The following is an 11865-nucleotide window of genomic DNA, read 5'->3' on the forward strand; positions in this document are numbered from 1 at the left end:
TGTGGATTGGGCTGATGTTTTTCCGCAGGTGCAATCCTAACACGTTGATTTTTTTGACGTCAGATTCATCGTTCTCGGGCTGTCTTTGCCGCAAGTGGACCCAAAGTCCTTCCGCAGCTTTGAGGAGGTTCGGTCTGTACTGGTCAGAAAAAAGCCGGCCACAACGAGGTGGCCGGCTCCAAATTGAGCCAGGAGGGGCTCAGGTCATAGGTCGCCGGGGACGTCCCGCCGCCGGTAGAACGTAGCCCCGATGCACATGCGGTCGAAAGCGGGCTCGATGTTTTTGGCCATAAGCCGCCTTTTCAATGCCATGAAGTGAAAGCCTCTCTCCCGCGCGATTTCTTGTAGGGAGCCGTATTCGACCATGAATGCGTCAAGCGCCCGTTTCGGGATAGCCATATAAGGGCAGCGGTTGAGAGGGCTGATCGCCGGCTTAGTTGGAAGGATTCCGTTTGCGACTAGTGCGTCGACCACTCGGGTAGAAGTCCTAAGCAATGTCTCAACTTGCCGGCGCGTGAGGTCGTCTCCATGATCGCTTCGCACTAGGCGTTTGACCTCCTCAGTATTGACCAGGATAGAGGCATAGCCACGCTCATTCGCCTTGCGCCCCACCCAGCGGAGTTTTTTATCGAGGATCAAGTGGACGATCTCAGCGGCTCCGCAATTCGCGCGCTTCGCCGCCTGTGCAATCGGATGGACCGGCGGCTTAAACGTGGCAATGGGCACAGCTCTGCTGAGCAGGGCGACCAGAAATGCTTCAAGATCGGCTGGGTCGTAGGCGTGGCGCCGCAAGGATACCTTTCCGCACGCAGCGAACGGACGAATAAATCCGTGCTTGGCAAGGAGCTGCGTCTGGACCCGTCCAGCGTTCAAGTATGTCTCGGCTTCCTTGTGGCTGATCGCACGTTGCGCGCGCATAAGAACCTGCTCCGCGCTTGTTGCCTCAAATACAATACGATCGTCGGTAAGATTCTGATGATCGGCCGGTATGATGCCCGTCGCGACCAGAATCCGTCTCAAGCGCTTCGGGTGAAGTCCCTTTTCCCGCGATGCTGTACGGATCGAATAGAAGCGCCGCCGCTCGACGACTTGCCGTCCGAAGAAGCGGGTTTGGGGCCCGAGTGGAACGGTTTCCCTCAGGAGATCGATGATGATATCGCGGAGAGGATCATAAGCTGGATCCGCCTGCGTATGAGTCAGCCACGTGTGGAGATGTCCGAACCAAGCCTGCGGGCCACCGTTGTCAGACCGCCGACTGGGGCTGCGGCGCATGGCTTCAAGGCAGGCCCGGATGCCCTCATGGCCTCCAGCCGCGATTTGGAACCCGGTAGCTCCCGCGCGCCGCCACTCCACGTCGTTGAAGGTCCGGATCGGGGCCCGGACTCCAAACTCCACGACTGCCCCGATAATCTCACAGATGCGAGCAGCCGCATACCAAGGCAGTGCATCGAGCCAGGCGGGCCCACGCTTTCCGTCAATGCGGTCGCGGAGATAGGTCTCCATCGCCGTCGGGGCTTCCTCGATGGCTTCCTCTGCTAAGCAAGGAATGTTTGCTAGTGCGGGCGCGACGCTTCGAGCAAAGTCATGGAGAATCTGGGGAGTGTGCGCGTGAGCCAATTCGACCAGCGGCACGTGGTGGTGCATACAGATCCTGACGGAGTTGAGGAGCCAACTGGCCCGTCCACTCGCCATCCAAGGCATGGCACTCTCTGCGAGATCTTCGGCTAGGCACCGCGGGCAAGCCACAGTTCGGGCGCGCCGGAGAGAGAAGCGCGTCAGTTCCTGGCCTCTGAAGCAGAATGAATTTCCGCTCCGTTGGATTGCAGCAGCGGCAAGCGGTTCGATCGGTTGGCCGGCGAGCTCGGCGAGGGCCGTGAGCGCGCGTAGGTCTCCGTCGACGATGGCCTGAAATGGAAACCCGACGTCCAGCGCGAATGTCCGCACGGAAGGGATGCCGTGGAGCATCGCCAAACGGGACACCAGGCTCGTCGGGGTCTCATCGATGCGGTGTGCAAGCGACGGGTGGAGACGAGTCATCGTTCGGTTCCCCGCTTCCGTTGTGTCCTGCGCATCTTGGAGCCCTTCGGCAGGTCATCGGAAAGGGAGGGCACTCTGGAGGACTCATTGACTAGCACAAGAGAGCAGTCCAAATCGGCCCAGTTCGCCGCCACGAAGGGGTTCATAGGAGCACTGCATCCAGTCCGATCGGTGTAGGCAATCGCGAAATGCTCCGAGTCAAGTGGCGCCCCTGTGGACACGGCGAGCTCGATGGCTTCATGAAGCAATTCGACCATCACACCGAACCGGTAGAGCGCTGCGTGTATGAGGCGGGGAGCCATCGAGCTGTCGACATCCTCTCGAACCTCGAGACCTCCGATCGTAGCAAGCCCCTTTATCACCTTCTCGACCAACTCGAGATCATCAGGAAGGTTGAGAAGCGGCACACGTAGGAAGCGGCCTCGACGACGAATTTCATCAATCTCCTGCATCTCGGGAACGAGACCCGGCAGCCCGGAGATGATCAGGCCGACGGGCCACTCGCGCGATACCATCAGGCCTTTCAGGGCCTTCCGGATGTTGGCGAGCTGCCCGACATTGGCTCCGTCGGTCAGGTTATGCATCTCGTCCAGGTGGAGGAGGAGCACGCCCGCCCGCGGCAGTTGCTCATGGATGCGTGCCCAGATGAGGTGCTCTTTCAAGTCACGAGCAAGCGGATATCCAAGAGCCTGGAGGATTCCCATTCCGAGTGTTTTGAGAGTGCAGGGAGCTGGCACCGTGACAGTAGCGAGCGGACACCGAGATCCGAGCTGGCCATATCCTGGAAGGGACGGGTGGGTCAGGAAAAGCCGGTTCAACGATTCAGTTTTTCCTGTACCGGCCTCGCCGACCACGACGAGCGCGCGAGCTTCTCTGCGTCGGTCGCCGATTGGTGAGCCCTTGACCATATGTCGGGTGACGACAGTTCGGAGAAGCGCTGTGAAACGCCGGAGCAGTTCATCGTCCCATTCCGTTTTGAGATAACGGCCCTTGACCTTCTCCATGGTTGCGACGATTTGCTGGTCGCCGTAGGAAAGGGAAGTGCGGAGCTGCTCGACGGCCTGATTGAAATCGTCATCAATCATGATCAATCCTCGAACTCGACGGTGCGCGAAGGCCGCATGGGCCCGCTTGAGACATGACGCGGAAAAGCTGTCGATTTGTCTCCGCCAGTTGAAATCGCTCTCGCCGTCAGGTCACCACCGAGTGGGTCAGTCGTTGACGGCTCCGTCGCCGGAGCGGGAAAACCAATGCCCAGGCTCTGCTCCGCGTGATCGAGCTGCGAGCGGGTCGGGCGGGTCGAGACAATGTTCGCGCGAGCAGCCGCTCTTGATGCCAGCTCCCAGGCGTCGCTGATGGCAGCTGCAATGACTTCGTCGTTCAGACGGGCCTCTGCAGCAAACCGTCGCCGCAGATCCGCGGACGCGGAGAGCCAGATGTGTGCTGGCACGTCGTCGAAGCCGGGCCGGATACAGGGGACGGCAAGCCAACCGGCTTCACTCAGGCGCACAGAAACATGGCCGAGATCGAGCGGATCGAGCCGAGCATCGACCTCGACATCACCGACCTTCCGACGATATTCCTGAAGCTCAGAGCAGGTGTAATGGAGCCCCAGCACACGGATGCCGCGCGAGGACAGGGCACGCGAGAGATCGACGCCGAATATTGCTCGACGCACATGGCGGTCAGGCGGCGGAATGACGCCGTACTTTGCGACCAGCCGCTTCCACGCGTTTGCCGGCGTTTCTCCGCCGAGACCAGCATGTGGGGTGTTGTGATAGATGTCGACGACCCAACGGACAAGAGCCTGACAGAGCTCTTCGACGGAGAGGCTCGCACGGGCCTGCGGGTCATAGTCGCCTTTCGCGACGACAGATTCAAACGTCCGACCGGTGAACGGAGCCAGAGCGCCCGTTCCGGCAGTTTTGAACAGGCGTTCGACCCTGCCGCGCAGGTGGGGCAAGCCCGCGGGCGGTGCGTCCGGATCCGTACCTAGATCCACAATTGCTCGTCGAAAGGCGGTAGATAGGAAGCTCGGACCCTGGTCATGGACAACGCTCTCCGGAGTTCCATAGAAATCACAAGGCGACAGCGCTCCTGCCGCGTCGGCGTAAGGCTTCTTTGGCGAAACCACCATCTCAAGTGTTTCGACAGCAAGGCTGGCAGTCGGAGTGACGTCAAGCTTCATTCCGAGGATCACGCGGGATGCCGCGTCCATCGCTACACAGATCCACGGACGTAAGGTCGCAATCTCTGTTTTTAGATCGTCTGGAAGCTTGTCGTGGAGAGCCGCGTTCGTGCACAACGTCATGAGGTTGACGCGCCACTCGTCGATCTCGGCGCGCTGCAAAGGGCGCTCGATGTCAGGTCCGTTCGCCACCATGGCAAACTTTTTCATGGCTGCTTGCAGACCATAACGGCCCGCATACACATCGAACTCCGGCAGTGAGCGCACCTCCTCGGCGAAGCGCTTGTAGGACGGGGGACGCAGTTTAGAGAGACCTGTGCTCGCACGCTCGCCGTTGCGTTTCTCGATTTCCGCTTTGAGAGCTTTGTAAACGTCACGGATTGAGGGGCGGTTTTCAGAGCCGTACCGGGGCGCGAACTCTACCATCAGGATTCGCGTTTCAGATTGAATACGTTCCGTCGCTCTATCGCCGCACATGCGGTAGCGGTCACGAAGTCCGGTCGCGCACAGACCAGAATCCTCGAACCGCTTGATCCAGCCACGCAGAGTGCGTTCGCACGGTGGTCGGGGCGGCTGGGATGATTGAGGATCGCCTGCTCGAGGGCGCACCAGGTGGCCATGCTTGCCGCGCTTGCCAGTTCGAATGTCCTCCTGAACTGCCAGTTCGCTCTGGATCTGTTTGATGGCCCTCTTCATTGAGGGGTCAGAGCGGGAGGCTTTTTTCGCGGCTTCCATCTTCAAAAAGGCTGTGCAGAAAGTATACTTCCAAAGCACCTTCATCTGCTCTTTGGCCGGCAGATCAGCGATCAGGTTAGCATCTGCATGCATACGAGCCTTTAAGTGGCCGACGTCAAAAGCGTGACGCTCAAAGCGGTAATCCGGCTGGGCAGAAAGTGCATGCAGCTGATCGTAAGTGAAGGTCTCAATGACACCGGGGTCGTCTACTCTAGCGAGTAGGTATCCGTCGCTGGTGCGCTGACGTAACCGGTAAGCTATACCGTCCAGAGTAATGCGGTCTTGCGGGCCGATGCGGTAGATTGGGATGAACTCGGATTGAGGCATCATGCAGCCTCTACAGTCGAGGCTCCGCTCCACATGACAGGAGCTTCGTATCCGATGCGAGCATTGCCGACGATTTGGATGGCTCCAGCTGCTATCAGACGCACAACCGCGCGAAAGCCGGCGCCTCCAAGACCGCTCGAAGCGACAAGCTCCCCAATGGTAGCCCTGCCTGGAGACGCTATGAGTTTTCGGATGATAAGATCGTGGGAAGGGTCAGCTGCCCGACGGGCGTGATGCAATAGGGCTGCGTTATGGACTATATCGCGGGGGAGGTCCTCATCCGTGATGAGGAGCACTCCATCCGCAAAGTGCCGGGGAATTTGTGTCGCGATTAGCGCGAGCGTTCTTTGCAGATGCTTGCGTTCGGCGTGAACCTTCGGTTTGACGGCGACCGCTATCCTTCGTGTGTCCCTGAGAGTGACGAGGAAATCGAACGTGTGGCGCCGCGCTCGTCCCTCCGCGTCACGCCATTCGACGGCATTCGGCTGCTCCCGCAGATCTGCGACTTGCGGGTGGGTGAGAAAGAAATGGGCAGCCTTTTTCTCAAGGCCGCTTTCGCACATGATCTCCCGTGGTTCGGCGCCGCCGACAACGGATGGCCGGCATGCCCCCTTTGACCGGGAATGCACATTGCGCGAGGAAAGAGATTTGCCTGGGGGGCGCCAAAGGGGCGCTGGAGAATTTGGGAGCGTCGGGACAGTAGATGAAGACATGGCGGATCCTTTCCCGCCAAGGATGAGATGCTGCTTGACCAGTGCGACTGGACAGGGCAGAATCCCATCACTCGACGGTAAGCCGTTAGAGTGAGACCGACCTTTCAAGCGGGCGGGTTGAATTTGAGAGGCGTTCCGGGTGCAACCGGGGCGCCTCTTTTGTTTTGGCGTTTATGGTGGTCGACGCGCGCGACTATCGGCTTTCGATATTCCCAGAGCCAGTTCAACGTGCGAGGCGAGATTTTCATTGCAGGCGGAGTCGGTCTCGGCATTCGCTCGTGCTGACGAGGCAGAGGCCGGTTCTATCAGGGGCTGCTTATTCATTGTTTTGTGTCGTCTGTTCGCGGTGTCGTTGACGCTCAGCGCGCATGGCGGCGAGGGTTTAGGTTGCGGCTTGATGCCTTCTCCACGCTGACGATGCCCAAAAAGGGGTGCGCTCCCCCGCACTTCTGAGGAGCGAGTCCGAGGCACTCTGCTTCGGATGACTCTGACGAGTTCTGGTCGTGCATCTGGAGGATCCCATAGGCACCCTGTTCTGTGTGGGTCTTTGGCTGCTGTTCGAGCCGTGACGCTAAAGTGGATCGACATCCAGAGTCCAGGGTGAACATGCGCGATTCGTTCACAGAACCGTAGATTCTTTACAACAAAGGCGCATCAGCTCGTCCCTATCCAAAGTATTTATGAGCTTTGGCTATCGAGATCGCATCTTGACAACTGGGGAATGTTATGGATCAGCGCGCAATGAAACGTCTCGAAGCAAAACGAATCCCAAACGAATCCTTAAAGAACTGCGAGATGTACTTTGCTTGTGGCGTAGTTTTGTTTCATGCTATCGAGCTTTCTGATGATGATTGGGTGGATTTCGTGAGCCAAGTAGCTCGGCGAGCATGTCGGGATGACGCATTGGCTGCTGAGCCGCCGACGGCGGAGAAATGGACGGAATTGGGCCAGAGCGACCTTCCGATCAGCTCGCATCAGCTATTGTTTCAGTGTTTTGCGTGCCCTACGGTTCTCGGGAAACGATCAAGTTCATGGTGTTCACATGCCCTTGAGTGAGAACTCGCCAATAGGGGATGCCGACAGGGTCGTTGTGTCTAAGGCGGCAGTTCGGGCGGCTGAGCGGCTCAAGATTCCTGATGAAGTGCTCGCGCGCGTACTCGGAATTCGAGTTGCGTCTCTGGTTTGCGTGAGGGCAGGTGATCTCGACTTAGTCAGCCAGGGGGCGATTAGGAACGCCATTCTCGTCGTTCGCATTTACCAGCGGCTCGCTGCGATTTTTCAGGGCGACGAGAGTGCAGCAGCGTCATGGTTCAATAGTGACAACACCGCCCTGGGTGCCCGGCCGATTGATATCATTCAGTCTTCATGTGGACTGGCGCAGGTAACAGACCATCTGGAGACGCATTACGCTGGGGTGATTCATTGAAATCCCGATCAGAGGAAGAACATGCTCCGCGTATGGACTGATAGGTGTTTGGCGGGAGGCGTCGACCGCCACGGATTCGGCTCGGTGTTCACCTATGAAGCGAATGCCACCGAGAACGATGCCATTTCACTCACAATGCGTAATCGCACAGCCTCGTGGGGTGCCCGCGCTAGGCTGGCCCCGATTTTCGATATGAACCTTCCCGAAGGTGCCCTGCGGCGCCTTCTGACCCGCCGTTTTGCGAAGACCGTTGGCAGTTTCGATGACTTCGATCTGCTTTCGGTCGTGGGGAGCTCTCAGATCGGGCGCCTGCGTTATTCAGCACCGGATGTGGATCTCAACGAGGATGTTCCGTTCCAATCGGTCGACGAAGTCCTTCGCGCGCGGCGCGGCGACGGGTTGCTCGATCACCTTCTTGAGCGCTTCGCCGTCCATTCCGGAATTTCGGGCGTACAGCCCAAGGTCTTGATCCGCGCCGTCAATAGGCCGGGGCCTCCCGACCGCCTGCGGTCGAGCGCTAGGAGCGCGACCCATATCGTCAAGTTCTGGTCTCCCGGCGGATACCCAGAACTCGCCGCCAATGAGTACTTCTGCCTGAAGGTTGCTCAGCGGGTGGGGCTTGAGGTTCCCTCGTTCCATCTTTCCGATGACGGGGCTGCCCTCGTTTTGGAGCGCTTCGACTTGAGCCCCAATGGAGGGCGCGTGGGATTCGAGGATTTCTGTGTCCTGAATGCCCTTAGGTCCTCTGGAAAATACATGGGCAGTTATGAAACGCGCCTGTTCAAGCGGGCAGCCGAGTTCACGGGTGCCGGCCATCGAGAGGCGCTTGAACGCCTCTACAAGCTCTTTGTGCTGAATTGCGCCATCCGCAACGGAGATGCACACCTGAAAAACTTTGGCGTCGTGTATCAAGACGTCACCCAAGATCCGCAGCTTGCCCCCGTTTACGACCTCATCACTACGCGGGCGTACCTTCCCAACGATGGTATGGCGCTCACACTTAGCGGCACGACACGATGGCCGGATCGCGAAAAGCTGACGAGTCTGGGTCGGACCCGAGCCGACCTCGGTGAGAAACAGATCGAGGCTATGCTGGAAGCGACAGCGGACGCCATATCGGACACCGCTAACGACGTTCGGGCTTACTTCGCTGACCGCGCTCAATTTCCGGAGGTAGGACTGTCATTGCTCGCGGCCTGGCAGGAAGGTATCGATCAAAGCCTTGGTTCAGGCCGGACACTCGTTGTCGGTTCCACCTCTGTTAAGGCAATGCTGCGGCGATGACCTCTGCCGATGCCCCAGGTTGATTTCAGCAGTCGGTTGAACGCGACCACTTCGTCGCTCCAGTGCGAAAGCACAGAAGTTACAGGTATCGTAGATGGCGAGGCTTAAAGGTTATGGCTGCGCATTAATTCCTCGGTGTCCTCGGCCAAGACCTTCAGAGCCCTCTGTTGAGCGTCCAATTTTTCCTTTAATGAGAGGACGTCCTTAAGCTTGACGCGTCGATGTTTGCCCACATACTTGAACGGCAAATCTCCGATATCCATACGATGGACTACCAAGGGTCGTGAAATTCCGAGGATCGGGGCTATATCGTTCGGGCTTAATTCCGGCTCGTCAACGAGGACCGCGACACGTTCGCCGCGAAGAAGGTGATCGAGCAATACGGTTACCAGCTTCATCGCCTGCGGAGGCAGCTGAACGTCTTTGTCTTTTCCGACGCGGAGCTGGATCTCGAGCTTGTCAGCCTTGGGACGGAGCCCGATCTGCTTCAAGTCACGTTCTGGCAATTGCACGTAGCTGAGCACATGAGCGACCATGGCGCGTCTCCTTTCGAGCTGAATATAGGGCGAGCGGAGTCATAACTGCAATAACTGAAATTTCGACGCCCCGTGGCTTGGTGGCCAATGTCGCCTCGGCATTCGAAAGCTGGTGACGCCAGTCGGACCATACGACCTGTCAATGACCTCGGGGAGAGGGTCAAACCGCGGCACTGAAAGCTGACGGGTGCCACGACGAGCGTTTAGAGTGAGCGGATGCAGCTCGGTCTGATCGAACTTGATGTGGCCGTGTCGCGTAAGGTGTATAGCTTCACGGGGGAGGGGGACCATGAGCGACCCCAGAAACATCGATGAATGGCAACGCATTCGGTCTCCAGGACTGAATGACTTTCTGGAACTCGTAGAGCGCTGGACTCTGTCCGAAGACGATCAAGCTCAGCTGCTCCGGTGCGGTTCCGTTGATCAGCTGAGGCGGTGGATAGCGATCAATCAGACTGACGGCGCCATAATATTCAGCTCTCATCAAACAGCGCGGATTGCCGCTGTGCTTAGGGTCGCCGAAGCCGCACGGCACCTCTTCTCGTCCGAACAAGAGGAGCGTTGTTGGCTATCTAACCCGAACACGGCATTGCCGTTTTTGGGCAGAACGCCTTTGAGCATGCTCAGGAACGACTCTACCGAGAGCATTTGGGATGTGCGTCGCTATTTGATGGGGCTGATCCAGGGCGGTCCGGGGCCGAACGAGATCGATAGCGACTTCATACCTTACACAGACGATGACCTCAGATGGACTTAAGGGCTGGCCCGCGGGGGATCCAGCGGCTGCCCTGAGCCTCGCGATTTCCGGCGCGCGCTCGATCAGCGGGTTTCCCGCGGGCGCGTCCAGGGTAAGGCGACGGAGATCTTGAATTAGTCGCGACCGAGGTCGCCGGTAGAGGCGCCGAGAGGTCTGGCTGTGCTTGGCCGGCAGCCTATTCGCTCAAAGCCTTTGGCATTAGACATGTTCAGGAAAGTTGAGGGGCCGGAGATTCTCGCCGCACTCGAGGTGGCGCGAGATAGGCTGTGCCGAGCTTGGATTCCGCACGGCTCGCCCGATCACATCGTCTCGCGAGAGGTCATCGCTCGGATTGACAGATGGGCCTCCATTAGAGGACGGCGCCGATCCATTGCATTGATTTCGAAGGAGCAGGACATTGGCGGAGAGTGCCGAAGTTCGCCGCGTGCGAGAGATACTGGCTGCGGTAAAGCCACTTGCTGCGGAGTACTACCAGCTAACGAAGAAGCCACTGGGCGTGACGGGAGAGGTTGCGGAGTATATCGCGGCTGAACTACTGGGTCTCGATCTCGCCCCGCCGCGCACCCCTGGATATGACGCTATCCGTCGCACGGCTGAGGGGCCGCAGAGAATTCAAATTAAAGGGCGCGCCTATGGGGAAAACGCGAAACCCGGACAGCGGCTCGGCACAATAAAGCGACGCGCCGATTGCGATGCCGTCTTGCTCGTCCTGCTCAACAACCAGACGCTCGAGCCACGGGAGATCTGGGAAGCGCCCTACAGTCTCGTCTTGAAAAGGCTCGATCTCCCGGGGTCTAAAGCCCGCGAGCGCGGAGCTCTTAGCGTCCACGAGTTCAAGCGCATCTCCAAAAAAGTCTGGCCGGCATCAGTATAGGATTCCGCGACGGTCGCGGATGCGAGCGGGAAGCACGGTTCCCCGGAGGCATGAGTGCGGAAGTAGGTAAGGGGTATCTGAGACGTAATGTGACTACCCTCGGCCAGAAATGCCCTAGATAGCAGGCCATGTGCAACGCCTACGAACAACATATCCGTTGGACCGCTTACATCCAAATGATGCAGGCGCTCGAACTCGGGATCCCGACCAATCAGAGCGAAGCCGATCTTCCGCAGGTTGATGACATCAGAATCAACGATATGGGCCCAGCGATGCGCGCTGTGGGAAACTTGATCGAGCTGGTCCAGATGAACTTCAGCCTTCCACCCTCTGGAAAGGGTGGCCAACGTGCCTGTCAGCGTCACTCGGACTTTTCTTCACTGCGCTCACCTCGTTTTCTAAGCGTAGCGGTAAAGATCGTGACGCGACATTGCAATCCTGCCGTGCGCCGAATTGATTAGCATCGCCAAAAAGCGAAAGCGTTCTGCACGTAACGTGATTATAGATGACGCAAGGGAATTGCGGCGGCGAGACAATTCCATTTCCGCGATTCCGATCGACAGGGCACACGCCTATGACGCTGCCCGGGAAGCGGACGCCAGGCGCCAGAGAGCGATACGTCAAATTCGCTGAGGATCGGCGGTCATGGCGGCTCATAACGCCGCAGATCGGCGATCATCCGCACGTCTTGGGCGGTAGGCGGGGCTGGATCGACAGGTGAATAAGAAAATTTGCTCATCAATTCTCTCCTATGTTATGTTATCCATAACAACTTTAATTTGCAGAATGTGAACGGGGATCGCTTGCTCGGGTGAGCGGTCGTTGTCCGGGGGCGGGCATGGAATATGCGTTGGTGGCTTGGGTGCGGGGCCGTTTGGTGCGGCTGCTGCGGTTGAGCCTTGTCTCAGGGTTGGTGACGGCTCTCGTCCTTCCTCCGGTTGCGCCGGCCTTTGCCGAGGCGGCGGCGCCCGCGCCGGTGACGGCGGCT

Annotated in this window: 10 protein-coding genes; 5 read left to right on the forward strand and 5 right to left on the reverse strand. The window is 58.5% G+C overall.

The features are described 5' to 3' along the window. Positions 1–204: 204 nt before the first annotated feature. From HB375_RS12105 to HB375_RS18590, 4 genes are read right to left on the reverse strand one after another with little or no spacing between them, the layout of a single operon-like run. Positions 205–2037: a TniQ family protein gene (locus tag HB375_RS12105; protein WP_167673224.1), complete on the reverse strand. Its 1833-nt coding sequence runs from the start codon at positions 2035–2037 to the stop codon at positions 205–207. Next, entirely contained in the window at positions 2034–3122 is a 1089-nt protein-coding gene (locus HB375_RS12110; RefSeq protein WP_205800150.1) for an ATP-binding protein, read from the reverse strand. The genes HB375_RS12105 and HB375_RS12110 overlap by 4 nt, the downstream gene beginning before the upstream one ends. A 2-nt stretch (positions 3123–3124) precedes the next feature. Next, complete coding sequence (locus HB375_RS12115; RefSeq protein ID WP_167673226.1) at positions 3125–5290, reverse strand: Mu transposase C-terminal domain-containing protein; 2166 nt, start codon at positions 5288–5290, stop codon at positions 3125–3127. Next, positions 5287–6000, reverse strand: a complete 714-nt coding sequence (locus HB375_RS18590; RefSeq protein ID WP_425515176.1) for a TnsA endonuclease N-terminal domain-containing protein — start codon at positions 5998–6000, stop codon at positions 5287–5289. Before HB375_RS18590 ends, HB375_RS12115 begins: the two co-directional genes overlap by 4 nt. 1042 nt (positions 6001–7042) lie before the next feature. Between HB375_RS18590 and HB375_RS18595 the strand changes: the two genes are divergently transcribed. After that, the gene (locus tag HB375_RS18595) at positions 7043–7426 is read left to right on the forward strand and encodes an antitoxin Xre/MbcA/ParS toxin-binding domain-containing protein (RefSeq protein WP_425515173.1); all 384 of its coding nucleotides are present in this window, start codon (positions 7043–7045) and stop codon (positions 7424–7426) included. Between the two features lie 21 nt (positions 7427–7447). Further along, complete coding sequence (locus HB375_RS12130; protein ID WP_167673229.1) at positions 7448–8710, forward strand: type II toxin-antitoxin system HipA family toxin; 1263 nt, start codon at positions 7448–7450, stop codon at positions 8708–8710. A 104-nt stretch (positions 8711–8814) separates the two neighbouring features. Here the strand turns inward: HB375_RS12130 and HB375_RS12135 are convergent, their stop codons facing one another. Continuing rightward, complete coding sequence (locus tag HB375_RS12135) at positions 8815–9246, reverse strand: MerR family transcriptional regulator (RefSeq protein WP_167673230.1); 432 nt, start codon at positions 9244–9246, stop codon at positions 8815–8817. A 289-nt stretch (positions 9247–9535) separates the two neighbouring features. On the opposite strand from HB375_RS12135, the gene HB375_RS18600 reads away from it, so the two are divergent. The 3 genes from HB375_RS18600 (at position 9536) to HB375_RS18515 (ending at position 11338) form a co-directional block, all read left to right on the forward strand. Continuing rightward, entirely contained in the window at positions 9536–10003 is a 468-nt protein-coding gene (locus tag HB375_RS18600; RefSeq protein WP_167673231.1) for an antitoxin Xre/MbcA/ParS toxin-binding domain-containing protein, read from the forward strand. Positions 10004–10400: 397 nt separating this feature from the next. After that, on the forward strand, positions 10401–10877 hold the full coding sequence (locus HB375_RS12145; protein WP_167673232.1) for a DUF6998 domain-containing protein: 477 nt from the start codon (positions 10401–10403) through the stop codon (positions 10875–10877). A gap of 128 nt (positions 10878–11005) precedes the next feature. Further along, positions 11006–11338 carry a hypothetical protein gene (locus HB375_RS18515; protein WP_205800151.1) on the forward strand — a complete coding sequence of 111 codons (333 nt, stop codon included), beginning with the start codon at positions 11006–11008 and terminating at the stop codon, positions 11336–11338. Positions 11339–11865 lie beyond the last annotated feature (527 nt).

This window comes from Microvirga terricola (assembly GCF_011777495.1).
Taxonomy (GTDB): Bacteria; Pseudomonadota; Alphaproteobacteria; order Rhizobiales; family Beijerinckiaceae; genus Microvirga; species Microvirga terricola.

Coding starts and splice junctions, on each gene's coding strand:
- HB375_RS12105 (WP_167673224.1), bottom strand. CDS start 2,037: ATGACTCGTCTCCACCCGTCGCTTGCACACCGCATCGATGAGACCCCG.
- HB375_RS12110 (WP_205800150.1), bottom strand. CDS start 3,122: ATGATTGATGACGATTTCAATCAGGCCGTCGAGCAGCTCCGCACTTCC.
- HB375_RS12115 (WP_167673226.1), bottom strand. CDS start 5,290: ATGATGCCTCAATCCGAGTTCATCCCAATCTACCGCATCGGCCCGCAA.
- HB375_RS18590 (WP_425515176.1), bottom strand. CDS start 6,000: ATGTCTTCATCTACTGTCCCGACGCTCCCAAATTCTCCAGCGCCCCTT.
- HB375_RS18595 (WP_425515173.1), top strand. CDS start 7,043: ATGCCCTTGAGTGAGAACTCGCCAATAGGGGATGCCGACAGGGTCGTT.
- HB375_RS12130 (WP_167673229.1), top strand. CDS start 7,448: ATGCTCCGCGTATGGACTGATAGGTGTTTGGCGGGAGGCGTCGACCGC.
- HB375_RS12135 (WP_167673230.1), bottom strand. CDS start 9,246: ATGGTCGCTCATGTGCTCAGCTACGTGCAATTGCCAGAACGTGACTTG.
- HB375_RS18600 (WP_167673231.1), top strand. CDS start 9,536: ATGAGCGACCCCAGAAACATCGATGAATGGCAACGCATTCGGTCTCCA.
- HB375_RS18515 (WP_205800151.1), top strand. CDS start 11,006: ATGTGCAACGCCTACGAACAACATATCCGTTGGACCGCTTACATCCAA.